The sequence below is a fragment of the Leeuwenhoekiella marinoflava DSM 3653 genome (assembly GCF_900129005.1).
GTDB lineage: Bacteria > Bacteroidota > Bacteroidia > Flavobacteriales > Flavobacteriaceae > Leeuwenhoekiella > Leeuwenhoekiella marinoflava.
This window is the reverse complement of the sequence record NZ_FQUN01000012.1, coordinates 156,801-183,737: the sequence shown is the minus strand read 5'-3', so window position 1 is coordinate 183,737 and position 26,937 is coordinate 156,801. Positions and strand designations below refer to the sequence as shown.

Here is a 26,937-nt window from a genome sequence, read left to right as displayed (position 1 = left end):
ACCGTAAAATAAGGTTACGCTTCCACAGAAGCGCAACCCATAAGTATCTATTCTTCTAGACGAATATCTAGTCCAAGTCCTTTAAGTTCGTGCATCAATACGTTGAACGATTCTGGTAAACCTGGCTCTGGCATTGGCTCACCTTTTACGATACTTTCGTATGTTTTAGCTCTACCAATAACATCATCAGACTTTACAGTTAAGATTTCACGCAGGGTAGCAGAAGCTCCATAAGCCTCAAGTGCCCAAACCTCCATCTCACCAAAACGCTGACCACCAAACTGTGCTTTACCACCTAATGGCTGTTGCGTAATTAACGAGTAAGGTCCTATTGAACGTGCGTGCATCTTATCGTCAACCATATGCCCAAGTTTAAGCATATAGATAACACCAACGGTTGCAGGCTGATCAAAACGATCACCAGTACCACCGTCATAAAGATAAGTATGACCGAATCGTGGGATACCTGCCTCATCAGTAAGCTCATTAATCTGATCTAAAGTAGCACCATCAAAAATTGGAGTTGCATACTTACGACCTAATTTCTGACCGGCCCATCCAAGAACTGTTTCATAAATCTGACCAATATTCATACGAGAAGGTACACCAAGTGGATTCAATACAATATCAACCGGAGTTCCGTCTTCTAAGAAAGGCATATCTTCTTGACGAACGATACGAGCAACAATACCTTTGTTACCGTGACGACCCGCCATTTTATCACCTACTTTTAGTTTACGTTTTTTAGCTACATAAACCTTAGCAAGTTTGATAATACCTGCAGGAAGTTCATCTCCTACAGAGATTGTAAACTTCTCACGACGCAAGTTACCCTGAAGATCGTTCTCTTTGATTCTGTAATTATGCAATAGATCTGCAATCATTGCATTAGTTGAATCATCAGTAGCCCAAGTACCTTGATTTAAATGTGTATAATCTTCAACAGCATTAAGCATTTTAAGCGTAAACTTCTTACCTTTTGGAAGAACTTCTTCTCCTAAATCATTCTTAACACCCTGAGCAGTTTTACCGTTAACTAATTGGAACAATTTGTCAACCAATACTGCTTTAAGATCATCAAATTTCTGATCGTATTCTGCTTCTAATTCAGAAATATCTTCTTTATCTTTTGCGCGTTTGCGCTTATCTTTAATTGCACGAGCAAAAAGTTTCTTCTGAATAACAACTCCTCGTAAAGATGGAGAAGCTTTTAAAGAAGCATCTTTTACATCACCTGCTTTATCACCAAAGATTGCACGAAGTAATTTTTCTTCCGGAGTAGGATCAGATTCTCCTTTTGGAGTAATCTTACCTATTAATATATCGCCAGGTTTTACTTCTGCACCGATGCGAATCATACCGTTTTCATCAAGATCTTTTGTAGCCTCTTCAGAAACGTTAGGAATATCATTCGTTAATTCTTCATTACCTAGTTTAGTATCACGAACATCTAAGGAATATTCATCTACATGAATAGACGTAAAGATATCGTCGCGAACAACTTTTTCAGAAATCACGATTGCATCCTCAAAGTTATACCCTTTCCAAGGCATAAAGGCTACTTTCATGTTTCTACCTAAAGCTAATTCACCAGCTTCAGTTGCATAACCTTGACAAAGAACCTGACCTTTCTTAACGCGATCACCTCTTCTTACAATAGGTTTTAGGTTAATAGAAGTACTTTGGTTTGTCTTACGGAACTTAATTAACTGATAGGTTTTGCTATCACCATCAAAGCTTACCATACGCTCTTCGTCAGTACGGTCATACTTAATGGTAATTTCGTTAGCATCTACATATTCTACTTCACCATCACCTTCAGCATTAATCAACACTCGTGAGTCAGAAGCTACTTGACGCTCAAGACCTGTACCTACAATAGGAGAGTCTGCACGTAAAAGTGGAACTGCCTGACGCATCATGTTAGATCCCATCAATGCACGGTTTGCATCATCATGTTCTAAGAACGGAATCAAAGAAGCCGAAATAGAAGCAATCTGGTTAGGAGAAACATCAGCATAATGAACCGTATTAGGCTCAACAACCGGAAAGTCACCTTCCATACGTGCAATTACACGTTCTTCTTGAATCTGACCAGAATCATCCATAGGGTTGTTTGCCTGAGCAATCAACATACCTTCTTCTTCTTCTGCACTTAAATATCTTGGTTGAGTCTCTAAGTCAATTTTTCCATCAGTAACTGTACGGTATGGAGTTTCGATGAAGCCCATATTGTTAACTTTAGCATATACTGCTAAAGAAGATATCAAACCAATGTTTGGACCTTCAGGAGTTTCAATAGGACAAAGACGACCATAATGTGTATAGTGTACATCTCGAACCTCAAAACCTGCGCGCTCACGAGAAAGACCCCCGGGCCCTAATGCCGAAAGACGACGCTTATGCGTAATCTCTGCAAGAGGATTGGTTTGATCCATAAACTGAGACAACTGGTTTGTACCAAAGAAAGAGTTGATTACAGACGAAAGAGTTTTTGCATTAATCAAGTCAATAGGTGTAAACACTTCGTTATCACGAACGTTCATACGCTCACGAATCGTACGCGCCATACGAGCAAGACCTACACCAAACTGAGTAGATAATTGCTCACCAACTGTACGAACACGACGGTTAGAAAGGTGATCAATATCATCAATCTCAGCCTTAGAGTTAATAAGCTCGATCAGATATTTTACAATAGTGATGATATCTTGTTTGGTAAGCACCTGCTTGTCCATACCGATATCAAGACCTAATTTCTTGTTCATTCTATAACGACCAACTTCACCTAAGTTATAACGCTGATCACTAAAGAATAATTTATCAATAATACCACGAGCAGTCTCTTCATCAGGCGGCTCAGCATTACGCAATTGACGGTATATATGTTCTACAGCCTCTTTTTCAGAGTTTGTAGGATCTTTTTGAAGTGTATTGTGAATGATCGCATAATCGCCAAGCTGATTATCTTCCTTATGAAGTAAAATCGTCTTAGCTCCAGCTTCTAAAATCTCCTCCACATGCTCTTTCTCAAGAACAGTATCACGATCTAATACAATCTCGTTACGTTCTATAGAAACAACCTCACCAGTATCTTCATCTACGAAATCCTCATGCCAAGTATTTAAAACACGAGCAGCTAGTTTGCGACCTAAATATTTTTTAAGTCCTGTTTTAGAAACTTTAACCTCTTCTGCCAGGTCAAAGATCTCTAATATATCTTTATCACGCTCAAAACCGATTGCACGGAAAAGAGTAGTAACAGGTAATTTTTTCTTACGATCGATGTATGCATACATCACACTATTAATATCGGTAGCAAACTCAATCCACGAACCTTTAAAAGGAATTACACGTGCAGAATAAAGCTTAGTACCGTTAGCGTGAAAAGACTGACCAAAGAACACACCAGGAGAACGGTGTAACTGAGACACGACAACACGTTCTGCACCGTTGATACAAAAAGTACCACTAGGTGTCATATAAGGAATAGTACCAAGATAAACATCTTGAACTATCGTTTCAAAATCTTCGTGCTCATCATCAGTACAGTATAATTTTAAACGGGCTTTTAAAGGAACACTATAAGTTAAGCCTCGTTCGATACACTCTTGAATAGAGTATCTAGGTGGATCTACAAAGTAGTCCAAGAATTCTAGTACAAAGTTGTTACGGGTATCCGTAATTGGGAAATTCTCTAGAAAGGTGTTGTAAAGTCCTTCATTTCCTCTTTCTTCAGACTTAGTCTCTAATTGAAAGAAATCTTGAAAGGATTTAATCTGGATATCCAAAAAGTCCGGATATTCAGGTCTGTTCTTTACCGATGAGAAATTCAGTCTTTCAGCTTGTTTTGCTTGCATCTTCAACGAACGGAATTTAATTAAAATAAATTGAGAACCTGATTCTTCAAGTTCCGAGATCTCTTAACATAAGAAATCTAAGGCAATAATAGTCGTAATAATTAGGAAAACCTTATATACGACAAATGGTTTAGGCCTATTTCGAATTAACGAACAGACCTAAACCTTTGTATTTATAGTAGCTAAGCTTACTTAAGCTCAACTTCAGCTCCAGCTTCTTCTAATTGAGACTTGATAGCTTCTGCTTCATCTTTAGCAATACCTTCTTTGATTGGGCTTGGCGCGTTATCAACAAGCTCTTTTGCATCTTTAAGACCAGCTCCAGTTAATTCTTTTACAAGTTTTACAACTGCAAGTTTAGAACCACCAGCGGCTTTAAGGATTACATCAAATTCAGTTTGCTCTTCAGCAGCATCTTCACCACCTCCAGCAGGACCAGCCACAGCTACAGCTGCTGCTGCAGGCTCGATACCATACTCATCTTTTAAAATAGTAGCTAACTCATTTACTTCTTTTACAGTTAAGTTAACTAGTTGTTCTGCGAAATCTTTTAAATCTGCCATTTTTCTATCGTTTTAAAAAAAAATTCTTTATTATAATTATTAAGTGCGTACTTTATTAACCTTCTCTTTCTTGAAGGGTTTTAACAAGGCCAGCGATTGTTGAACCTCCTGATTTAAGAGCGCTAATAACGTTCTTAGCAGGTGATTGAAGTAGACCAACGATCTCCCCAACAAGTTCTTCTTTTGACTTAATATCTACTAATGCGTCTAATTGCTCATCGCCTATATAGATAGCCTCTTCAATAAACGCTCCTTTAAGCAAAGGCTTATCAGATTTCTTACGAAATTCTTTAATTACCTTAGCTGGCGCGTTACCAGTCTCAGAAAGCATAATAGAAGTGTTACCTTTTAAAGTTGTAGGCAACTCTCCAAAATCTTTATCTGAGCTTTCCATTGCTTTTGCAAGCAATGTATTTTTAACCACGGCTAGTTTTACGTTTGCTTTAAAACATGCTCTTCTTAACCTAGAAGTAGTTTCTGCATTTAAACCAGAAATGTCTGCTAAATATATATGAGCACTATCAGCTAACTGCGCAGTCAAATCTTCTATTACTTGTGATTTTTCTTCTCTTGTCATAATTTAACTTTTACTGCTCAGCAAAACGTTTTGAATCTACTTCAACGCTAGGACTCATAGTACTAGACATAAAGATGCTTTTAATATAAACACCCTTAGATGCAGTAGGCTTCAATTTTACTAATGTGGTTATCAATTCTCTTGCGTTAGCTGCAATTTTATCAGCATCAAAAGATGCTTTACCAATTGCCGCGTGTACAATACCCGTCTTATCAACTTTAAAGTCAATCTTACCAGCTTTAACATCAGATACAGCTTTTGCCACATCCATAGTTACGGTACCGGTTTTAGGGTTTGGCATTAAGCCACGAGGACCTAAAACACGTCCTAAAGGACCTAATTTACCCATAACACTTGGCATAGTGATGATAACATCAACATCTGTCCAACCGCCTTTGATTTTCTCTAAATATTCATCAAGACCTACAAAGTCAGCTCCCGCTTCTTTAGCTTCAGCTTCTTTATCTGGAGTTACCAGAGCAAGAACCTTAACGTCTTTACCAGTTCCGTGAGGAAGTGTAACCACTCCACGAACCATCTGATTCGCTTTACGAGGATCTACATTAAGACGTATAGCCAAGTCAACAGAAGGATCAAAATTTACTTTGCTTACTTCTTTTATTAAAGCAGAAGCTTCAGCTAATGTATAGGTAGAACCTGCATCTACTTTAGCGCGTGCTTCTTTTTGCTTCTTTGTTACTTTTGCCATTTTAAATTGCTTTTTTGGATGTTAAAAAGGAGCCTGCCCTTTTACAGTTATTCCCATAGACCTTGCAGTACCTGCAACCATTCTCATTGCGCTTTCTACTGTAAACGCGTTAAGATCAGGCATCTTGTCTTCAGAGATAGCTCTAATTTGATCCCAAGTTACACTAGCAACTTTTTTACGATTAGGCTCACCAGAACCTCCTTTGATCTTAGCTGCTTCCATCAATTGGATGGCAGCTGGCGGTGTTTTTACCACAAAGTCAAAAGACTTATCACCATAAACAGTAATAACTACAGGAAGCACTTTACCAGCTTTATCTTGAGTTCTAGCATTGAATTGCTTACAAAACTCCATGATATTAACTCCGGCAGCACCTAAAGCTGGTCCAACAGGTGGGGAAGGGTTTGCGGCGCCTCCCTTAACTTGCAACTTAACAACCTTACTTACTTCTTTTGCCATTTTTAAAAATTTAGTTTGATATGCTCTTTAGTGGAAGCAGAAGAACTATATCTAATATATGTGTAACACTTATACTTTCTCAACTTGCATATAACTCAACTCTAACGGAGTCTTTCTTCCAAAGATCTTAACCATTACCTCAAGTTTACGCTTCTCCTCATTAATATTTTCAACCGTACCGTTGAAACCATTAAAAGGACCATCTATAACCTTCACCGTCTCCCCAAGAACAAAAGGTATTGCTACGTTATCTGTCTTGACAGCTAACTCATCAACTTTACCTAACATTCTATTCACTTCAGAAATTCTAAGCGGCACAGGATCACCTCCTTTTACCTCACCTAAAAAACCAATCACGCCGTTAATAGACTTTATCATATGCGTTACTTCCCCTCCAAGATTCGCATGAATCATGATGTAACCAGGAAAGTAAACACGTTCTTTGTTTATCTTTTTACCGTTACGGATTTGAACAACCTTCTCAGTAGGAACAAGAACTTGCTCAATATAATCTTCAAGATTAAAACGAGATATTTCTTGCTCAATATACCCCTTAACCTTGTTTTCTTGACCACTCACGGCCCTTACCACGTACCAGTCTTTATCTTTGGTATTGTTTGTTATAGCCATTGTGATTAATTTAAGCTCCTACCAGATTAAAATATGCCTTAATCGCTCTACTAAAAACAGTATCAACACCCCAAATTGCTAATGAAAAAATGATAGTGAAAACCACTACAACAACAGTAAGACGTTGAGCTTCTGAAAGCGGAGTCCAAGTAACATGATTTCTCAATTCATTGTAAGACTCCTGAAGGTAATTAATTAATCCAGCCATATTATTTAACTATATAAAAAGACACTTTGTCTTTTAAATTAAACCGCTAAGCAGCTTTATTATTTAAACCGAAGAAATTCGATTATTGCACGGGTTGAGAGGCTCGAACTCCCGACACCTGGTTTTGGAGACCAGTGCTCTACCAACTGAGCTAAACCCGTATAAAAAGGCCTTCACAAAAAAAACCTTATTGTTTTATTATAAAAATCAAGGCATTCGCTTACACGAACGCCTTAATTCTTTAAAACTTATAATTCGTGATTATTCAAGAATTTCAGTTACCTGTCCTGCACCTACTGTTCTACCACCTTCACGGATAGCAAAACGAAGACCAACATTCATTGCGATAGTCTGGATCAGCTCAACCGTAATCGTCAAGTTATCCCCAGGCATAACCATCTCTACTCCATCAGGAAGAGCGATGTTACCAGTCACATCAGTCGTACGCACGTAGAACTGTGGACGGTAGTTATTATGAAATGGCGTGTGACGACCACCTTCTTCTTTCTTTAGAATATAAACCTCTGCCTTAAATTTAGAGTGAGGAGTTACAGAACCCGGCTTAGTAATAACCATACCACGAGTAATCTGTGATTTTTCAATACCTCTCAACAAGATACCTACGTTATCCCCAGCTTCACCTCTATCTAATATCTTACGGAACATTTCAACTCCAGTAATAGTAGAAGTAAGTTTTTCTGCACCCATACCGATAATCTCTACAGGATCCCCAGTGTTAGCAACACCAGTCTCGATACGACCAGTTGCAACAGTACCACGACCCGTAATAGAGAACACATCTTCAATAGGCATCAAGAAATCTTTTTCAACCTCACGAACAGGCTCTTCAATCCAGTTATCTACAGCGTCCATAAGCTCCATAACTTTATCAACCCATTTCTGCTCACCATTCAATGCACCTAATGCAGAACCTTGCACAACAGGACCATTATCCCCATCATACTCATAGAAACTAAGAAGATCTCTTACTTCCATCTCAACTAGCTCAAGAAGCTCCTCATCATCAACCATATCCACCTTATTCATGAATACAACAATACGAGGGATACCCACCTGACGACCAAGAAGGATATGCTCACGAGTTTGCGGCATAGGACCATCAGTCGCAGCAACCACAAGAATAGCACCATCCATTTGAGCAGCACCAGTCACCATGTTTTTTACGTAATCCGCGTGACCCGGACAGTCAACGTGTGCGTAGTGACGGTTAGCCGTAGCATACTCTACGTGAGAAGTGTTAATAGTAATACCTCTTTCTTTTTCTTCAGGAGCGTTGTCAATAGAGTCAAAACTTCTTAATTCAGAAAGACCTGCGTTAGCAAGTACAGTAGTAATAGCAGCAGTTAAGGTAGTTTTACCGTGGTCAACGTGCCCTATAGTACCAATATTTAAGTGAGGTTTGGAACGATCAAATGTTGCCTTTGCCATGATTTAAATAATTTTAATCTTAGTTATTATTAGTGTTTAATTTTAAACTTACCTGACACGCCAGCTATATGGTTTTACTAAAACGCACAAAAAACTGAGCGCTATAGGCACCCGTTTAAGTAGCAGCGACTGCTATTGAGCCAACGACGGGAATTGAACCCGTGGCCTCTTCCTTACCAAGGAAACGCTCTACCCCTGAGCTACGTCGGCTTATAAACTCCCCAATCAAAACGACCGAAGTCTGAATTGCCCGGGCTGACCTATTCAGCTAAAGGGCTCACAAAAGTCATAAATGACTAAAACCAAAGCCTATCAGGTTTGGTTTAAACAAAATCGGAAAATCCGATTTAAAACACCCTCACAAAAGCAAGGGCATTTAGAGCGGGAGACCGGGTTCGAACCGGCGACATTCAGCTTGGAAGGCTGACGCTCTACCAACTGAGCTACTCCCGCATTGCGGCGACAAAATTAATAAATTTCTACTAATTAGCACGCGAAAAAAAAATAATTGTGGGGAGAGCAGGATTCGAACCTGCGAAGTCTAATGACAACAGAGTTACAGTCTGTCCTCGTTGGCCGCTTGAGTATCTCCCCAATATTGGTATTATCAGTATTTCAAAAAACGCTTCGACTGCGCTCCACGCAAGTTCTAAAAACAATCTTTTCTTCGACCTAAAAAGAACTTTAAAAAGAGCCGATGGAGGGACTCGAACCCACGACCTGCTGATTACAAATCAGCTGCTCTAGCCAGCTGAGCTACATCGGCCTTTACCACTTTTCTAAGTGTAAAAAACTCCGCTATTTCTAACGGAGTGCAAATGTAAAACAAAATTATAGTTCACAAAACTTTTTTCGCTTTTTTTTTAAGCTGTAGCCCTAATTTTTTGTTTTCGTTTAACCAATAAACGCTCTAATGATTGCGCACAGCTATCAGCTCCCTCTTCAAAAGATTTAGCTTGTTTTTTCACTATCAATTCGTTACCCGGAACACTCAGCAAAATTTCAACTATTTTATTTTGCCTCTTGCTTGTATTCTCAACTTTTAAAAAAACATCTGCATAAATCACGTGATCATAAAATTGCTCAAGCTTATTCATCTTTTTTTGAATAAAATTGAGCAACTTTTGATCTGCTACAAAATGGGGTGTTTGAACATTTACTTTCATAGATCCACATATTAAAAGGTTACTAACTGGTTAAATTCTGCAATTATTTAGAATTCCTAGGATGCGCTTTTTGATAGACCCTCCCCAACTCTGCCATACTTGTATGCGTGTAGACTTGGGTAGCAGCTAAACTAGCGTGTCCTAATAATTCTTTAACAGCATTTAAATCTGCCCCATTATTAAGCAAATGAGTCGCAAATGTATGCCGAAGCATATGCGGACTCGTTTTGGTTTTCTGGGACACCTTACTAAAATAACGATTTATAGTTCGGTAAACAAACGTTTCATACAATTTAGCTCCCTTATCTGTAAGCAACAATACAGCCTCATTTTCAGCAAAACCCTTACTCAATAACAACTCTTGATATCTTTTTATTCCGTTTTCCAGCCAGGTGATCATTGGAATGATTCGCTCTTTACTACGTTTTCCTAGTACTTTTATAGTATGGGTATTAAAATCTACATCAGAACTTTTTAGATTAATCAGCTCACTTCGTCTTATTCCAGTAGCGTAAAAAAGCGCCACAATCAAAAAATCACGCGATTCTGAAAAATCTGAAGCACTTGCTAAATCATTTATAACAGAATCTATTTCCTTATTAGAAAAAGGGACTTGTATCTCTTTTTTAATTTTCAATGATTTATGTTTCGCAAGCGGATTAACTTCTATATCTCCCGTTTTCTGCAAGAATTTAAAAAAAGCTTTCAGAGAGGCTATCTTTCTATTTATACTTCTATGCGTTAAGCCGGAATCTGAAAGCTTCACAATCCAAGACCTCACGTAAGTGTATTCCACTTCACTTACAGAATCCACATCGAACTCATTCTTTAGAAATGCAAAAAAAACCTCTAAATCCCTTGTATACGCTAACAAGGTATGCTTGCTGTAGTTCTTCTCCAGCCCGAGATAATCAACAAAGGATTTAATTTGCATATTTTATTTTTAAAGAAAGGTACTAATTCCCCAAGCAAAAGCATAATGACACCACACTGAAACCACACTCCAACCACACTTTACCACAAAATCTGTGGGCGAATGTGGTTTGAGTATGGATTGACTTTTGGCTTACCTATAAGCATTCCTATCTTATCAATAGCGCATGTATAACTATACGGGATTATACGAATAGCTTAGAATAAGGTGTATTTAAAAGTCGATTTAGAGGAATTCAGTATTCTATTCTGTACAGATTGACCCCAATTTTTACTTAAACACAACAATTAGGCTTGATCCTTTTTGAATCCATCTTGACGATTATACTCCGGCTAAACTTTATCACATAAAAAAATCTGCTAAGATTGCTCTTAGCAGATTTAATATTTTGAAAGAGGATTAGTCTCCCTGTTAATGATCCCTGGTAAGATAAAATCTCACCGACGGAATATTAAATATTCTCTTGATCGCGAAGCCCTTGAATATAAGATGCTTTCTGAATTTCTCTTCTACGTGATACAGAAGGTTTTGTGAAAGCTTGACGATCACGCAGCTTACGCATTGTTCCCGTTCTATCAAATTTTCTCTTGAAACGCTTCAGCGCTCTATCGATATTTTCTCCGTCTTTTACTGGTATAATTAACATAGTGGTACCTCCTTTCTTTAAAATTCTTTTCAGTTTTCAGGCCGCAAAGATAGTTTAAACTTTAAAACTAACAAGCGGATTTAAATTTAATTAGTTCGCCGCAGGCTTATATTCTTTTTTATCAATCACTATTTTAGCAATAATCTCCTTTAAAATCTCAGACGTACCGCCACCAATAGGGCCTAATCTGCTATCTCTGAACATTCTTGCCAGTGGATAATCTTCCATATAACCATAGCCTCCCAGCATCTGTAAGCATTTATAAATCACCTCATCTGCTATTTTTGTCGCAAGTAATTTCGACATGCTAGCTTCTTTAACCACATAATCCCCGCTATTTAAATTATTAGCAATAGCATAATTAAAAGATTTTACCATCTCTACTTCACTTGCCATTTCTGCAACAGTATGCCTCAATGCCTGAAATTTATCTATGGTCTTCCCAAAAGCTGTACGCTCAGACATATAGTCTAACGTATATTCTAAAGCATACTCAGCACGTGCGTGAGCATTCACCCCCATTATCAAGCGCTCTAAAGCGAAATGCTGCATAATATAAGAGAAGCCTTTATCTTCTTCTCCAAGTAAATTCTCAACAGGAATTTTCACATCAGAAAATGCAAGCTCTCCGGTATCTGAAGCTCTCCAACCCAATTTATCTAATTTTGTAGCGCTTATACCTTCTGCTGCTCTATCTATTACAAAAATACTCAGACCCTTATTCCCTTTCTCAGGAGTTGTCTTCGCAGCAACAATCAAGTAATCTGAATAAACACCGTTTGTGATAAAGGTTTTAGAACCATTTAAAACATAATGATCTCCTTTTAGCACAGCAGTACTTCGCATTCCTGCAACGTCAGAACCACCAAAGGGTTCCGTAATACATAAACAGCCTATCTTCTCACCAAGAACACTAGGAGTCAGATATTTTTCTTTAATCTCAGGTGAGCCTTCAACCTTTAAATGCGTCATTGCCAAATAAGCATGCGCCCACATTGCGGCAGCAAAACCGCCACTATTGACGCGCTGCAACTCTTCTAAAAAGATAACCGTGTAGAAAATATCAAGATCCAGCCCGCCGTATTCTTCTGGAGTGGCTAAACCAAAATACCCCATCTCCCCCATCTTTGTCCAGATAAAGCGATCTATATCGCCTGTCTGCTCCCATTTTTCAATATGCGGAACAACTTCCTTTTGCAAAAATTCTCTCAGACTTTCTCTAAAGAGCTGATGCTCTTCCGAAAAAAAAACATTATTCATCTAGTATACTTTAATTTAATATAAGGCAATCGGAAAGGAAGTTTTGCAAGCCAAATATGCGTAATTCTCAGTAATGCCTTCTTAATTTTGGTTGGATGACAAATATAATTTAATTCGCTCTAATTTATATGCGCTTATTCCGTCTATTTTGAGAAGCTCATCAAGATTGTTAATACCCTCATGTAAAACACGATAATCTATTATATCGCGTGCGATTTCAAAAGTTATAAAAGGAACTGTTGAGAGATCTGATGCATTAGCTGAATTGACATCAATCAATTTTATTTCTGGTTTTGATTGAACCGTAAACCGATCTTTAATGGCATAAACCTGACTTTTAGAAATCCCGTAGATATCATAAAGCTGGTTATCTTCCAGAAAACCTCCCAATCTTTTTCGGTAGCTCAACACACGTTTTGCGATTGCTTCATCTAAACCTTCTATCTGGGTAAAACTTGCAAAATCAGCTTTATTCAAATCGCTCTTAGGTTTTTCCTCTGCTGAAGCAAAACTGAACTTTGAAGCTTTTGGCTTGGAGTTAGTAACCCACTCCGGAAATTTAAAATATGGGGAAATCGTTTGGAGTAAAGAATCTGAGACACCCGTGACGTTTTGAAAATCTTCAGCAGAATTAATCCACTGATCTTTTTCACGAAAACGCAACAACTTATCTATTTCAGCTAAACTCATTCCTAAGGTGTAACCTTTATAATCGGTTATGAAATTAGGATTGAATGGAAAAATTTTCGGCTGAGAAGCTGCTAATTTAATCCGCCTCAATGAGTCTATGCGCGCTTCAAATACCTGAAGTTCTTCATTGGTTAAGGCTTCTGATTTATATGAAGTATCAGGTGTTATTAAAAAATATACTCCCCAAGAAGCTACCAGAATCAGCACCAAAAGTAAAATCCCACTCCGTTGTCTGTTATCCAGAAAGAAGTGGGATTTTAAATTCATAAGAGAATTGTTTTGTTAAGAAGCCTCTTTAGTCTTTTTTGAAGCTTTATCTATACCTGCATCCATCTTACCAATTTTAATGGCGTTGAGATACGCTTGTAATTCTTTTCTAACTTTAGGTGAAAGTAACACCAGACCGATAATATTAGGAAACACCATCGCAAAGATCATTGCATCTGAGAACGCGATAACTGCTCCTAAACTTGATGAAGCACCTACTACAACGAATATTAAAAATAAGATTTTATATGTAATATCCTGAACTTTTCCTTTTCCAAATAAATATTTCCAAGATTGAAGACCATAATAAGACCAAGAAATTGCTGTAGAAATTGCAAATAACACTACCGCTATAGTAAGAACAATAGAGAAATATGGAATAGCAGAATCAAATGCTACAGAAGTTAAATCAACTCCATTTATAGGTTCGTTAGTTGCATTAAGCATTACATTACTTGCCGCATCAAGATTACCATAGGTAAATAGATTATGCTTTGCATTAGTGATAATAATCACAATAGCAGTCATCGTACAAATGATTACCGTATCCACAAAGGGACCAATTGACGCCGTAAGACCTTCACTCGCCGGGTAACGTGTTTTCACTGCAGAATGCGCAATTGCAGCAGAACCTACACCAGCCTCGTTAGAGAACGCTGCTCTTTGAAAGCCTACAATAATAACCCCTACAACACCACCAAAGGCTGCATTAGGATTCATAGCACCATCCCAGATCTGTCCTAAAGCATAACCTACCATATCAATATTGATAGCGATAATTATAAAACCTGCAAGAACATATACGATAGCCATAAATGGCACTACCTTTTCGGTAAAAGAGCCTATTCTTTTAATACCTCCTATAATCACCAAACCGATAATAACAGCCATTATTAAACCTAAATACAAACCTGCATTAGGATTATCCCATCCTGTCATCTGTATCAACTGTGATGAAGCCTGATTAGACTGAAACATATTTCCACCGCCAAAAGAACCACCGATACAGAAAATAGCAAATACAACTGCAGCTACTTTACCAAGACCGCCAAGCCCTTTTTCTTTTAAACCTTTAGAAAGGTAATACATAGGACCTCCGTAGGTTTTACCATTCTCATCTACTTCACGGTATTTTACACCTAAAGTACATTCTACAAACTTAGAAGCCATACCTAAAAGACCGGCAATAATCATCCATATTGTTGCTCCAGGTCCACCAAGTGCAATTGCAACGGCTACACCTGCAATATTACCAAGACCTACTGTCGCTGAAAGCGATGCCGTTAAAGCTTGAAAGTGTGTCACCTCTCCTTGTACTTCTCCTGTAAGTTTAACAGTGTCTTTTACTTTACCATCTTCAACGGTTATTTCTTCGTCTGCAGGAACGTAATGATCTAAATCATCATATTTGCCCCAAGCTGTTTTAATACTGTCCTTAAAGTATCTAAGGTTTACACCTTTAAAATAAATTGTAAAAAACAAAGCCCCTAAAAGCAAAATAAGAATTACGATTGGTAATTCTTTTCCGGCTATTACTATAGGATACATAATGGTGTCTACAATGGGGGTTGTATATTTTTCGAAAGCTGCATTAATAGATTCCCCCACGCTCATTTCTTCCTGAGCAAATGTCAGAAAAGGGAAAATTAGACAACAGATTGAAAAAATAATTTTCTTCATAAGAATATTTTTAAAATAAATTTTGGAGTAAAAAAACCTTGAGGAAAACCCACAAAGCATTAACATAAAACAACAGTCTACACCGAGGCAAGCCTCGAAGTATTCAATCTCGATTTTCGAGTAAAGCCAGCAAGATGCTAAAAAAATAGCCTTTTTCAAAGATAAACGCCGTTAAAAAAGAGGAGAAACTCTCCATTTACAAAGAATAATTCAAAGAATCTTTTAGCTTATTACTTAAAATCATTGTTTCAATACATCTATTTAAGAATACAAAAAAGCCCTGCTCAATAAAGGTCAAACAGGGCTTTTAAAAATCATAATTCTAATACTTAAACATTAACTTATCGCATCTTTTTTCAATTTAATTGCTGCAAGGTATCTGTCTAACTGTTTCTTTACCACTGGGAATAAAAAGAATAAACCTATCATATTAGGGAATATCATCGCGAAGATCATCGCGTCAGAAAATGCCCAAATCGACCCCATATTTGCCGCTGAACCGATCACTATAAATGTTAGAAATAACAGTTTGTAAACAAGATCTGCAACCTTTCCTCTACCAAAAAGAAATTTCCAAGATTGTAATCCGTAATATGACCAAGAAATCATCGTAGACACTGCAAATAAAACCACAGCTACCGTTAAAAATATATTAGAATATGGAATATACTCATGAAAAGCTTTTGAAGTAATACCCGCTCCTTCGTAAGAAAGACCATCTATAATCACAGCGCCTGAACCATCACCACCGTACTCAAAATAGCCTCCAAAATTGAAGATAATAATCACCAAAGCTGTCATTGTACAAATAACAACGGTATCAATAAATGGTTCTAGTAAAGCAACCAATCCCTCACTTGCGGAATACTTTGTACGAACTGCAGAATGGGCTATAGAAGCAGAACCCGCTCCTGCTTCGTTAGAGAAAGCCGCTCTTTTAAATCCTATCAGGAGAACTCCAATCAAGCTTCCCACTCCTATTGCAGTAGGCTTAAAAGCCTCTTCCAATATTAAAGCAAACGCGTCATCTATATAACTATAATTAGAACCTATAATATAGGTACAAGCAGCCAGATACATTATTGCCATAAAAGGAACAACCTTTTCAGTTACCTGAGCAATACGCTTGATTCCACCAATTATAATTATTCCAACCAAAATCGCTATCACAATACCAATCCAAAAACCAGCACCTGCACTTTGAAAATTAAATAGTTCTTTCAATACAATTGTAGCCTGATTACTCTGAGCAGCGTTACCACCACCAAATGAACCCCCGACACAAAAAATGGCAAAGATCACTGCCGCTATTTTCCCTAAAACAGCAAAGCCTTTCTCTTTAAGACCTTTAGTCAGATAATACATTGGCCCGCCATAAACTGTACCATCTTCCCCCACATCACGGTATTGAACTCCTAAGGTACATTCTACAAACTTGGTAGACATACCTAATAATCCACAAACAATCATCCAGAATGTTGCTCCCGGACCTCCTAATGCAATTGCAAGCGCCACACCTGCTATATTACCATTACCTACCGTACCAGAAACAGCAGTAGCCAAAGCCTGAAAATGACTTACTTCTCCAGCAGAAGACTCATCTCTAATAGTATCTACTATATCTCCATTTACTGCTAAATCATTATCAAGAGTCTCTATATGCTGCTCTAGATTTACATTGTTTAAATCTACTCCATTAGCAATCCCCTCCTCTCCATACAGAACCTGAGCTCCGTGATTTTCTATATCTTCATATTTACCACGCACAGTCTGAATAGCACGCCAGAAATATCTGAAGTTAGGAAAGCCAAAATAAATAGTAAAGAAAAAAGCACTAAAGACCAGAAGAATTAGTATGAAAGGAATTCCAAATACATTAAAGAAAACAATATTTGAAAAGAAATCTGAAATAGGCGAAAAAGCCTGATCAATTTTTTGATCTATTCCAACCTCAACTTCTTGAGCTGTAACCTGGAAAACCGAAAAAAAGATAAAAACGGAAGCGAATAGGTGTTTCATAAAAAAAAGCAAAATCGTTAAATTAAAACTAGAATAAAGCGAAAAACATCACATTATTTTCATCGCTTTCTTCGACATCCTGTAAACATACTACTAAATCGCAAATTCTTTATGTAATTTTTCTATCTGTTCTGGCCTACCTATAACAATAAGTATAGAATCTTTTTCTAAGAGTAAAGAAGCTTCGGGATTTATGATATAATTTCCGTCAGGTGCCTTGTAGCCTATTATTGAGCACCCGGTACGATTTCTAAGATCAATATCTCTTATGGCACGACTCTTATGATCAGGACAAACAGCATCATAATTTATTTGCTGAACGTTCACACGCCCACCTGTTGCAACTTGTAAATGATCTAAGAATTCAAGCAAATCGGGTACCACAACGAGAGAAGCCATATGATCACCGCCTATCTTATCGGGCATAATCACATTATTTGCGCCGGCGAATTTTAACTTTTGGTAGGTGGTTTCTTCTGAGGCTCTACTAATAATCTTCATTTTTGCGTTAATCTGACGTGCAGAAAGCACCACAAACAAATTATCAGAATCTTTAGGCAACGCAGATATCAAGGTTGCAGCACGCGCTACGCCCGCCGCCATTAAAATCTCATCTTCATTGGCATTACCGGTGACAAAAGGTATATCGTCAGATTGAAATTTATTTACGACTTCTTCATCAAGCTCAATTACCACAAAAGGTTTATGGTATGTCATTAACTTTTGAGCTGCCTGTTTACCGTTACGACCATAACCCACAATGATCACGTGGTTATTCAACTTATCTATTTTTTTCTGCACGCTGCGTTGTTTTATAAGTTCAAAATTACTTCGGCTTAAAATATATTCTGTTATAATTGAAATCGCATAACCCACAACAACAACACTTACCAGAATTAAAATCACCGTAAAAACTTTTGCAGTATCATTTAAGGGCTGTACTTCTCCAAATCCTACGGTACTGATGGTTATCATCGTCATGTAGACAGCATCTGTCCAGGTATATTCAGCAAAAAACCGAAAACCAAAAATCCCCATAGCCAGCATACTCATTATAAGCAATAAGGCTATATACATTCGGTTTTTAAATATTTTGAGCATAGGCGATTACAAATCAAATACAGAAGTCCGCTTCGTATAAACCAGATCTTTAAGCTTAAGCCAGAATGCTAAAACGAGATAAAAAGCGAATCCCAATCCTGCAGTCGCAAAAGAAAGGTAAATGAAAAACAAACGTACATGCTTAGCACGTATTCCCATTCGATCTGCCAGTCGAGACGAAACGTAAAAACCGTTTCTTTCAAAAAAATGACGCAATTTATGCATAATAACTACTCGTATTTACAAAACGTATAACTGCTAAAGTAAAGCCTTTGATTCATTATCCCGCTTCATTGAGCAAATAATTACCTATCTGACAACGCAAACATTGATTTTGATCACAGTAGGTTTTTTTAAGCTGAATCAATGCCTGACTGTGCAAAGCATCTTTTTTAATAGATTTCAATTTTGAAAACCCGGCTATTATAGAATTCTTTTCTTGCGGAAGGCTTAACATCAAGTTGACCAAGTCTTCTTCTATTACTTGTCCCTGCCTTTTAGCATAAGCAAACTTTAGAGGAACTAATGTATTGATGATCAAAATATCGATAAACGCTGACGTTGTATGTTTAGATCGTTTTTTATGATTTTTACCAAAATTATAATGGGTTTCCCAATAACCTGAAGTATTCGCTTTAAACAACTCTTGCAACTCATCTCGTGTTTTTGCTACCAAAACCTGACTAAATAAATTAGCTTTCAATTCATATAATTTTGCAAGTTGAGAAATACGAATGGTAGGAAAATTAGGCGGGCGCAATTTAAAGAACTGAACTTTCTGATCGATACCGGAGACTAAATCATATTTATGCTGATTGTATTTAAAGTCTGCATTCCAATCTCGTATTTGTTGCTCATTGGCTTCTTCATGCAATAAGCCTGCAAGTCCTAGCAGTACAGCCTCTAACTGACCTTTCTGCGAACTTAACTTTCTTATAATTTTAAAATCTATTACTGAAGCTAAAGCTTCGAAAGCATCCGCATTGATTACCGTACCAAAGTTTCGGGCAAGCATAGCAAACAAAACAGCTTCCCAATCTCCATTCTTAATAGCGAGTAAGCTTTCGACCTGCAATACTTTTCGTTCTAAACGTTCAAAAAACAAGCGTTCCATCCAATTTTCAAACAAAAACTCAGGAACTTCTTGAAACCGGGATTCACAATTGATAAAGTTATAAACTTTAAATTCTAATAACTGCCAGTAACTATTCAACAACTCCTTATTCACTTTATCACTCAGAATAAGGGTTGGGATCGCTACATCAGCTTTATCAAAAACTGAACAATCATCTTCCCAAACAACGTGCAAAATTACATTTTCATAAGCTGCGTCTTGCTCGTGGTTATGCAAATACCAATCAGAACTTTTAATATGAACCTCAACATTTCCAGCCCATAACTGATCATCAATTCTCACTTGAGCATTAAAAAAATCGGGGCCGGCAAGTTCATTGTGTATCCCTGTCTTTACAATCTGAAGTTCTTTACCGCATACCGTTTTTAGCTTTGAAGACGAAGCTGCACCTTCAAATTTTCGGTATTTCCAGAGATGATGTAAAAATGTCTCTTTCATTGGCTTAAAGTTAAAGCAATTTTAGCATAATCTTAATAGCCTCAACACTTAAGCCTCTGTAATTTTAAAAAAAACAAAAAGCAACTATGAAAAATTCAATTTTAACTGTAGCATTTGCTGCTAGCTTAATTTTTACATCTTGTGTAGATCGCAAAACATCAGACAATGGTGAAGTGGATCTTGAAACTCAATCTGAGCAAGTTACACCAGAAGACATGTATCAAACATCAGGAACAGATGAAACTGATCATCCAGAAAATCTAGTAGAAATAAACAGCGCTAAAAAAGTAATTAATGATTATTTTGATGCATTAAAACGCGGAGAAATGACTGCAGCCTATGAAGAAATGTCTCGAACAAGCAATCGTGGTACGTCTTCTGAATTTGCCGAAAAACATTCAAATATTGAAACAGTTACTTTAAGTTTCACTAAAGATCCCGAAGTAATTAATGGTGCAGAAGGTACAGATGTAAAAATGCCGCTTAGATATACTATTAAAACTAAAGAAGGAAACACCGAAACGTATAACGGTTCTGTATTAGTAGTAAAAAAGAATAAGGAAGATGCTGATTATAAAATACAAGGTATGACTATGACACGCGAAGACAGCTAATAGGAGTCTAAATCAATCTATAAATCCTTTTTCGCGCATCCAATTGTCACTATACATTTTACCCACATAGCGGCTTCCGTGGTCATGAAAAAGGATTACTACTACATCACCTTCTTTAAAATGTTCTTTTAATTGCAGTAACCCTTTTATTGCTGCTCCTGCAGAATTCCCCAAAAAGAAACCTTCTTCTTTCGCAAGGCGCTGCGTATAAACCGCAGCATCTTTATCGGTTACTTTAGTAAAGCCATCGATAATATGAAAATCTACATTCTTGGGTAAAATATCTTCTCCTATTCCTTCTGTTATATACGGGTAAATTTCATTCTCATCAAAAATTCCGGTTTCGTGATATTTCTTAAACACCGAACCATAGGTGTCAATTCCCCATATTTTGATATTAGGGTTTTTCATTTTTAAAAATCTGCCCACTCCAGATATGGTTCCTCCTGTCCCTACTCCAGTAACAAAATGGGTGACTTTACCGTCTGTTTGCTTCCAAATTTCAGGTCCTGTAGATTCAAAATGTGCCTGAGTATTCGCTGGATTGTCATATTGATTTACATACCACGAGTTGGGCGTTTCTTGCGCCAAACGTTTTGAAGTGCTGTAATACGATTGCGGATCATCTGGTGCTACCGCTGTGGGACAAACCACGACCTCACATCCTACCGCTTTGAGAATATCTATCTTTTCTTTACTCTGCTTATCAGAAATAACACAGATCATCTTATAACCTTTCACAATAGCAACCAACGCCAAGCCCATTCCTGTATTCCCGGAAGTCCCTTCAATAATAGTCCCGCCGGGCTTTAGTTCGCCTGAAGCTTCGGCCGCTTCAACCATCTTAAGCGCCATTCTATCTTTTACAGAATTCCCCGGATTGAATGTCTCATATTTCGCCAAAACCAAACACGGTAATTCCGCTGTAAGCTTGTTTAGTTTTACGAGTGGAGTATTGCCTATTGTTTCTAAAATGGTTTCGGCATAATGCATAAAGTCGGGATTTTTAAGAAGAAGTTTTTTTGAGTAATTTTTAACCAAAACCAACTTCTGTTATCTATTCTTAAAAAATAAAAATTAAAAACGAATTTTTCTACCGATTTAACAACATTTTGATTTTTCAACCTGAAATTTGATAATCATTTTTCTTATCATTCAGAAACCAGTTTGTGCTTTGATCTTTTGCTCCCTTTTTTAACTTTGATGATATAATAAACAATAAAGGTATTCCCTATAATAGATGGCAAAATCCAAACCCATAATCCCGGAATTCGCATTCCTGCTACTAAAAATGCCGTGACAGATGCGATATAAGCTCCGGTAATTTTACCTATATGCTGTGTAAGCCAAGCTGTTTTGGTGCGAAAAGGATTCTTTAAAAATCGATAATCCTGAAAGCAAAGAGCGAGACCTAGAATTCCAAAAAAGACAAAAAGGATTTTATTACCAAAAACCTCCAGCACTCCGCTTACAATCATCAACAATGCAATCACCGCCATACTAAGTGTGATGCCCCAATCGGTTTTAGAAACTACCGCTTTTCTGGATTTAAAACGCAAAGTTCTATTTCCTACCAGAACCATATAAATTGTAAACAAACCAATTAAAAACAAAAACGGATTGTAGTGCCCAGGCATACTTGCAACAGGTAATGAAAGTCCGGAACTGACCAGCATTCCCGCTGTAAAAAACTTCCCTGATTTTCTATGAATTTTACTTCCTTTCTGAGTTAATAAACTCAACGTTCCCGAAAGAAGACCGATGCCGCCAAAGCATGCGTGAATATAAATTGCGATAGTAATTGCTGTTTCCATAATTGAGTGGTTTGATCTTACATTTCAAAAATGATAACATTTAAGAAAGCGGACTATTCAAATTCACCCAACTGTAAAATCTCAATACTCAATTGTAAAAAGAAACGCTTTTCCTTTCGCGAAAGCTTAGAAATCAATCAAACTTAATGGTCTTTACCGGAGAAATTCGGGTAATTACATAAGAAGGAACCAGCAGCATTACCGCACATAAAAGAAAGGTCCCCACATTAAGAAGCACAATATAATACCAATCGATGTAAACCGGAGCTTCACTCACATAATAGGTCTCAGGATTGAGTGTAATAAGACCAAAATACTTCTGAATAAACAACAGGCCAAGACCTATGACATTTCCCCAGAACAATCCAACCCCTACTAAATAAAGTGCGTTGTACATAAATATCTTTCGAATACTCCAGTTGTTTGCTCCAAGTGCTTTAAGAATACCCACCATTGGCGTACGTTCTAAAATCAATACAAGAAGTGCAACAATCATATTAATACCGGCAACAATAATCATCACAACGATGATAAGTGCGATGTTAAAATCAAACAGCGACAACCACTCAAAAATACTATAGTATTTCTGCGTTATAGTCATCGTATTTAGAAACGAATCGGTGTTCTGATAGATCTCTGTACCTATTTCATCCAGACGATCAAAGTCATTTACAAAAACCTCAAAAGCACCTACTTGATCGTCTTCCCAATTATTCAGTTTTTGAATATGACGAATGTCTGCAAATAAGAAGCTCTCATCAAACTCCTGAAAACCGCTATTATAGATCCCAACGATATCGAACCTTCTGTTTAAAAACCCTCCATCTTCTTTAAGAAAAAACACAATGACTTTATCGCCATTTTTAAAACCCAATCGGTTGGCTTGATACTGACTAACGAGTATTTCAGTATTTAATTTATCTTTATAATCCGGGATTCTTCCTGCTACGAGAAAGTCTTCCATATACTCCCAGCGGTAATCGTCTCCCACCCCTTTTACAATAATGCCCTCAAAATCTGTTGGAGTCCTAATCACACCGGCTTTAGTAGCAGTAACCTGTACGTGAGTAACCTCAGGTACAGCATCAAAATCAGGATAAAAAGGTTGATTTTTAGGAATAGGATTGAGAGTGATATCACTGTTATTTCCATCAAATTGAGAAATAATCACATCACCATTAAAAGCAGAAACCTTTTCTTTTATTTTTTGCTGAAGCCCCACACCGGTAGCAATAGTAATCATCATCATAACCATCCCCAGAATAATGGCGATAATTGCAATTTTAATTATAGGTGTCGAAGCAGTACTTTTATACTTCTTAGCGCCAATTATGCGTTTAGCTGTAAAATATTCAAAATTCAATCGTCCTATGGCGTTTCGTTTGCTCAAAAGTACCCTTTTTTTAGTTTTTGTAATTGCTATTTCCTGTGGAAACCGTTCCGGAAATAAAAATCAAATTCAAAACTCACGCATTCAAAATCCTAAAAACCCGGATTCAATACCTGCTTTTGAAAACCGGAAATTGATACTGGGAGCCAATCGCACGGAAGCATACTTACCGCTTCTAGCCGGTAAACGACTAGCGGTTGTAGGAAACCCGAGTTCGTTGATCTTAAAAAAAGAATTGCCTAACGGCGAAAAAACCTATGTTCACCTGATAGATTCTCTTTTAAGTCTGAATCAAAATCTGGTCAAAGTATTTTCTCCTGAACATGGTTTTAGAGGCACAGCAGATGCCGGTGAAGCTATAAAAGACGGTAAAGATCCTAAAACCGAACTACCGGTAATTTCGCTCTATGGAACTAATAAAAAACCAAAATCCGAACAATTAGAAGGAATTGACATTCTTGTTTTTGATATTCAAGATGTGGGTGTGCGCTTTTACACCTACATCGCTACACTGCATTACGTGATGCAAGCCGCTGCTGAAGCTAATATTCCGGTGGTTATTTTAGATCGTCCAAATCCTAACGGAAGCTATGTTGACGGTCCGGTGATGGAAGCTGCTCACACTAGTTTTTTGGGAATGCATGCCGGTGTTCCACTAGTTCACGGGATGACAATAGGAGAATATGCAAAGATGATGGCAGAAGAAAACTGGTTAAAAACCGATAAGAAAGTTGATCTCACGGTTATCCCGATGGAAAATTACAATCACGAAATGCAATACTCTTTGCCGGTGCGCCCTTCTCCTAATTTACCAAACGATCAGGCTGTAATGCTTTATCCTAGTTTAGGACTTTGTGAAGGAACTACTTTAAATGCCGGTCGCGGCACCGAAATGCAGTTTCAAATACTAGGTTCTCCTTATTTACCTAAAGATAAATATGAATTAAGCTATACGCCGGCTCCTAATTTTGGTTCAAAAAGTCCTAAGTTTAATGGCAAACTTTGCAACGGACTTGACCTAAGAACTGTTTCTGAGCTCCATCAAGTTGACCTTAGCTTTATCATAAATGCATATCGCGATTATACTAAGAAGGAGGACTTTTTCAATACCAAGAATTTTACGGCACACGCTGGTACTGCAAAACTTCAAAAACAAATTGAGGCCGGTGCTTCATTAGAAGAGATAAGAACTAGTTGGCAATCAGACACACAAGATTTTCTAAAAATTCGTTCAAAATATTTGTTATACGAATAGATCAAACAGTATTATTTCTTTCTGAATAACTAAAAAAAAGAGCTAAACGCTGATTTCCTATTCAATTTTCGATAATCATACAGCTAAAGGCGACAAAATCTACGAAAACGTTGTTCTAACTTAAATTACCTCAAATAAGTATAAAATTAACTTTTTTAATGATTCAGTTTATTTAAATTTAAGCCCTTAGATTATAAACATTTAGCACGTCAAGGTGCCTTATTTTTAAAATTCGATATAATGAAATCGTTTATTACCCTATTTTTTGCTTTGCTTTTTACAAGCGTTTTTTATGGACAACGTCTATTTGGCACCGTAACAGATGCCAAAACCGATGAACCTATAGCTGGTGTTAATGTATTCATCAAATCAATTAAAAAAGGAGTAACCTCAAAAAACAATGGCATTTTTTATTTTGAACAGGCACACGGTCTTAAAAAGCAAGACACCATACTTTTTAATATGGTAGGATACCATACACTGAAGCTCACACTTGAGGAGTACGATACTCTTGAGAAAAAAGTAAGACTTGTTGAAGAGAACTTCTCACGCAATCGTTCTAGTAACTCAACGGGTCGTATCATTACATTAGGTAAATCTAATAATAGTATAAAATGATTCTTTTATTTAAAAAAAACAGAAGACAGATTTAAACATTCTTCAGTAAATTTAAGCCTCGGTTCTACCGAGGTTTTTCTATTTAAATACATCTTATGAAAGTCCAGCTACATTACATTTTTTTCTTCTCCTTCTTCATTATTAGCTCTTCATTATTTGCACAACAAAGTCAGGTCTTACCCAAGGCTAATCCTGAAGAAGCAGGTATGAGTTCAAGTCGTCTAGCCTATATAGACAGTATATCTATCACAGCAATTGAAGATCAGCAAGTACCGGGTTTAGTGGCTTTAGTGGCGCGCAATGGCAAGATTGTATATCATAAAGCTTTTGGAACAGCCAATGCAAAAGGAGATCAACTGGATTTCAACTCAATTTTTAGAATTGCATCGCAAACTAAAGCTATTACTTCAACTGCAGTAATGATGCTCTGGGAGCGAGGCAAATTTCAGCTTGATGATCCTATTTCAAAATATATCCCTGAATTTAAAAATGAGCAGGTTTTAGACTCTTTACTACCTGACGGAAGTTACACAACCAAACCCGCAACACGCCCTATAACAATTAGACATTTGCTTACCCATACTTCAGGTTTGGGTTACGGTGAGATAGATGGTGATCCCCGTTTTAAAAAAATATATCGTGATGCGGGAGTAACAGACCTGTTTACAACTAAAGCTATACGTATTGAAGAAAGTGTAAAAAAACTGGCTAAACTTCCACTACACCATAATCCCGGTGAGCATTTCACCTACAGTGAAGGACTCGATGTTTTAGGATATTTTGTTCAGATTATATCCGGCAAACAGCTAGACGAGTTCTTTAAAACAGAGATTTTTGAACCGCTGAAAATGCAAAACACCTATTTCTATTTACCAAAAGGAAAACGTGATGAGTTGGTTTCTGTACAAACCAAAAATGAGGATAAATGGGTAGACTTCCCCACTACTTTTTACGATCCTGATTATCCTAAAAAAGGTGAAATGACCTTCTTTTCTGGTGGTGCCGGTTTATCAAGCACTCCGATTGATTATGCTCAGTTCTTACAAATGTATCTCAACAAAGGCACACTTAACGGTCACCGTTTATTAAGCAGAACTACAATAGATTTTATGCTAAGTAATCAAATAGATGATATTTGGAAGTCGAGAGGAGCTTATCATGGTTTAGCTTTTAGCGTGGTAGATGATTTAAGCGCTGCCAAAGGCGGAAAAGGGAGTCCGCGCACGTTTGAATGGGGCGGCTATTTCAACACTCAGTATTTTGCTGATCCTGAAGAAAACCTCATTGGAATCATTATGAAGCAGACACAAAAAGTAAGCGGCGATGAAACCAGTTGGAAATTCAGAAATATCGTATTTTCATCAATTGATGATTAATCGTATTTTTTCACCTCTTTTTTTGATTACCTGATAATAATTCAATTTACGAGGGTTAAATGCGCTACTTCTTTCGATT

General features: G+C 37.3%; 25 protein-coding genes and 5 tRNA genes. 4 read left to right on the top strand and 26 right to left on the bottom strand.

What is annotated here, in order from left to right:
- Positions 1 to 47 precede the first annotated feature (47 nt).
- From rpoB to BUB91_RS12425, 23 genes are all read right to left on the bottom strand, one after another.
- On the bottom strand, positions 48 to 3,860 hold the full coding sequence (gene rpoB / locus BUB91_RS12535) for a DNA-directed RNA polymerase subunit beta (protein ID WP_073099623.1): 3,813 nt from the start codon (positions 3,858 to 3,860) through the stop codon (positions 48 to 50).
- Positions 3,861 to 4,048: 188 nt separating this feature from the next.
- A complete protein-coding gene (rplL, locus tag BUB91_RS12530) occupies positions 4,049 to 4,423 on the bottom strand; it encodes a 50S ribosomal protein L7/L12 (RefSeq protein ID WP_073099622.1) in 375 nt (124 codons plus the stop codon).
- Positions 4,424 to 4,478: 55 nt separating this feature from the next.
- A complete protein-coding gene (gene rplJ / locus BUB91_RS12525) occupies positions 4,479 to 5,000 on the bottom strand; it encodes a 50S ribosomal protein L10 (protein ID WP_073099621.1) in 522 nt (173 codons plus the stop codon).
- 10 nt (positions 5,001 to 5,010) lie between these two features.
- Positions 5,011 to 5,709, bottom strand: a complete 699-nt coding sequence (gene rplA, locus BUB91_RS12520; RefSeq protein ID WP_073099620.1) for a 50S ribosomal protein L1 — start codon at positions 5,707 to 5,709, stop codon at positions 5,011 to 5,013.
- 21 nt (positions 5,710 to 5,730) lie between these two features.
- Positions 5,731 to 6,168 carry a 50S ribosomal protein L11 gene (gene rplK, locus BUB91_RS12515; RefSeq protein WP_009781168.1) on the bottom strand — a complete coding sequence of 146 codons (438 nt, stop codon included), beginning with the start codon at positions 6,166 to 6,168 and terminating at the stop codon, positions 5,731 to 5,733.
- A gap of 69 nt (positions 6,169 to 6,237) precedes the next feature.
- Complete coding sequence (nusG, locus tag BUB91_RS12510; protein WP_073099619.1) at positions 6,238 to 6,798, bottom strand: transcription termination/antitermination protein NusG; 561 nt, start codon at positions 6,796 to 6,798, stop codon at positions 6,238 to 6,240.
- A gap of 10 nt (positions 6,799 to 6,808) precedes the next feature.
- The gene (gene secE / locus BUB91_RS12505) at positions 6,809 to 7,006 is read right to left on the bottom strand and encodes a preprotein translocase subunit SecE (protein WP_073099618.1); all 198 of its coding nucleotides are present in this window, start codon (positions 7,004 to 7,006) and stop codon (positions 6,809 to 6,811) included.
- Positions 7,007 to 7,094: 88 nt separating this feature from the next.
- A tRNA-Trp gene (locus tag BUB91_RS12500) sits at positions 7,095 to 7,167 on the bottom strand.
- Positions 7,168 to 7,267: 100 nt separating this feature from the next.
- The gene (gene tuf, locus BUB91_RS12495) at positions 7,268 to 8,455 is read right to left on the bottom strand and encodes an elongation factor Tu (RefSeq protein WP_073099617.1); all 1,188 of its coding nucleotides are present in this window, start codon (positions 8,453 to 8,455) and stop codon (positions 7,268 to 7,270) included.
- 138 nt (positions 8,456 to 8,593) lie between these two features.
- Positions 8,594 to 8,665: transfer RNA gene (locus BUB91_RS12490), tRNA-Thr, on the bottom strand.
- Between the two features lie 170 nt (positions 8,666 to 8,835).
- Positions 8,836 to 8,908: transfer RNA gene (locus BUB91_RS12485), tRNA-Gly, on the bottom strand.
- Between the two features lie 58 nt (positions 8,909 to 8,966).
- A tRNA-Tyr gene (locus tag BUB91_RS12480) sits at positions 8,967 to 9,049 on the bottom strand.
- A gap of 98 nt (positions 9,050 to 9,147) precedes the next feature.
- A tRNA-Thr gene (locus tag BUB91_RS12475) sits at positions 9,148 to 9,221 on the bottom strand.
- A gap of 97 nt (positions 9,222 to 9,318) precedes the next feature.
- A complete protein-coding gene (hpf, locus tag BUB91_RS12470) occupies positions 9,319 to 9,621 on the bottom strand; it encodes a ribosome hibernation-promoting factor, HPF/YfiA family (protein ID WP_073099616.1) in 303 nt (100 codons plus the stop codon).
- Between the two features lie 43 nt (positions 9,622 to 9,664).
- Positions 9,665 to 10,555, bottom strand: coding sequence for a tyrosine-type recombinase/integrase (locus tag BUB91_RS12465; protein WP_073099615.1), 891 nt, complete (start codon positions 10,553 to 10,555; stop codon positions 9,665 to 9,667).
- Positions 10,556 to 11,006: 451 nt separating this feature from the next.
- Complete coding sequence (gene rpsU, locus BUB91_RS12460) at positions 11,007 to 11,201, bottom strand: 30S ribosomal protein S21 (protein WP_028377788.1); 195 nt, start codon at positions 11,199 to 11,201, stop codon at positions 11,007 to 11,009.
- Between the two features lie 90 nt (positions 11,202 to 11,291).
- Positions 11,292 to 12,461 carry an acyl-CoA dehydrogenase family protein gene (locus BUB91_RS12455; RefSeq protein WP_073099614.1) on the bottom strand — a complete coding sequence of 390 codons (1,170 nt, stop codon included), beginning with the start codon at positions 12,459 to 12,461 and terminating at the stop codon, positions 11,292 to 11,294.
- Between the two features lie 81 nt (positions 12,462 to 12,542).
- On the bottom strand, positions 12,543 to 13,418 hold the full coding sequence (locus tag BUB91_RS12450) for a ComEA family DNA-binding protein (protein ID WP_073099613.1): 876 nt from the start codon (positions 13,416 to 13,418) through the stop codon (positions 12,543 to 12,545).
- A 15-nt stretch (positions 13,419 to 13,433) separates the two neighbouring features.
- Positions 13,434 to 15,098, bottom strand: a complete 1,665-nt coding sequence (locus tag BUB91_RS12445) for an alanine/glycine:cation symporter family protein (protein WP_073099612.1) — start codon at positions 15,096 to 15,098, stop codon at positions 13,434 to 13,436.
- A 336-nt stretch (positions 15,099 to 15,434) separates the two neighbouring features.
- Positions 15,435 to 17,117, bottom strand: a complete 1,683-nt coding sequence (locus BUB91_RS12440) for an alanine/glycine:cation symporter family protein (RefSeq protein ID WP_073099611.1) — start codon at positions 17,115 to 17,117, stop codon at positions 15,435 to 15,437.
- A 93-nt stretch (positions 17,118 to 17,210) separates the two neighbouring features.
- Positions 17,211 to 18,194, bottom strand: a complete 984-nt coding sequence (locus BUB91_RS12435) for a potassium channel family protein (RefSeq protein ID WP_241652650.1) — start codon at positions 18,192 to 18,194, stop codon at positions 17,211 to 17,213.
- Between the two features lie 30 nt (positions 18,195 to 18,224).
- A complete protein-coding gene (locus tag BUB91_RS12430) occupies positions 18,225 to 18,443 on the bottom strand; it encodes a PspC family transcriptional regulator (protein WP_073099609.1) in 219 nt (72 codons plus the stop codon).
- A 55-nt stretch (positions 18,444 to 18,498) separates the two neighbouring features.
- The gene (locus tag BUB91_RS12425) at positions 18,499 to 19,791 is read right to left on the bottom strand and encodes a DUF2851 family protein (RefSeq protein WP_073099608.1); all 1,293 of its coding nucleotides are present in this window, start codon (positions 19,789 to 19,791) and stop codon (positions 18,499 to 18,501) included.
- 86 nt (positions 19,792 to 19,877) lie between these two features.
- Between BUB91_RS12425 and BUB91_RS12420 the strand changes: the two genes are divergently transcribed.
- On the top strand, positions 19,878 to 20,405 hold the full coding sequence (locus BUB91_RS12420) for a hypothetical protein (protein ID WP_073099607.1): 528 nt from the start codon (positions 19,878 to 19,880) through the stop codon (positions 20,403 to 20,405).
- A gap of 12 nt (positions 20,406 to 20,417) precedes the next feature.
- Here the strand turns inward: BUB91_RS12420 and BUB91_RS12415 are convergent, their stop codons facing one another.
- The 3 genes from BUB91_RS12415 to BUB91_RS12405 all read right to left on the bottom strand — a co-directional run bounded on the left by BUB91_RS12415 (position 20,418) and on the right by BUB91_RS12405 (position 23,582).
- Positions 20,418 to 21,398, bottom strand: coding sequence for a PLP-dependent cysteine synthase family protein (locus tag BUB91_RS12415; protein WP_073099606.1), 981 nt, complete (start codon positions 21,396 to 21,398; stop codon positions 20,418 to 20,420).
- Between the two features lie 158 nt (positions 21,399 to 21,556).
- Complete coding sequence (locus BUB91_RS12410) at positions 21,557 to 22,219, bottom strand: DUF2306 domain-containing protein (RefSeq protein ID WP_073099605.1); 663 nt, start codon at positions 22,217 to 22,219, stop codon at positions 21,557 to 21,559.
- 133 nt (positions 22,220 to 22,352) lie between these two features.
- On the bottom strand, positions 22,353 to 23,582 hold the full coding sequence (locus BUB91_RS12405) for an ABC transporter permease (RefSeq protein ID WP_073099645.1): 1,230 nt from the start codon (positions 23,580 to 23,582) through the stop codon (positions 22,353 to 22,355).
- Positions 23,583 to 23,589: 7 nt separating this feature from the next.
- Here BUB91_RS12405 and BUB91_RS12400 point away from each other — a divergent pair, with 7 nt between their 5' ends.
- The 3 genes from BUB91_RS12400 (at position 23,590) to BUB91_RS12390 (ending at position 26,858) form a co-directional block, all read left to right on the top strand.
- On the top strand, positions 23,590 to 24,864 hold the full coding sequence (locus BUB91_RS12400; RefSeq protein ID WP_073099604.1) for an exo-beta-N-acetylmuramidase NamZ family protein: 1,275 nt from the start codon (positions 23,590 to 23,592) through the stop codon (positions 24,862 to 24,864).
- A gap of 240 nt (positions 24,865 to 25,104) precedes the next feature.
- The gene (locus tag BUB91_RS12395; protein WP_073099603.1) at positions 25,105 to 25,482 is read left to right on the top strand and encodes a carboxypeptidase-like regulatory domain-containing protein; all 378 of its coding nucleotides are present in this window, start codon (positions 25,105 to 25,107) and stop codon (positions 25,480 to 25,482) included.
- Positions 25,483 to 25,577: 95 nt separating this feature from the next.
- A complete protein-coding gene (locus tag BUB91_RS12390; RefSeq protein ID WP_073099602.1) occupies positions 25,578 to 26,858 on the top strand; it encodes a serine hydrolase domain-containing protein in 1,281 nt (426 codons plus the stop codon).
- Positions 26,859 to 26,937 lie beyond the last annotated feature (79 nt).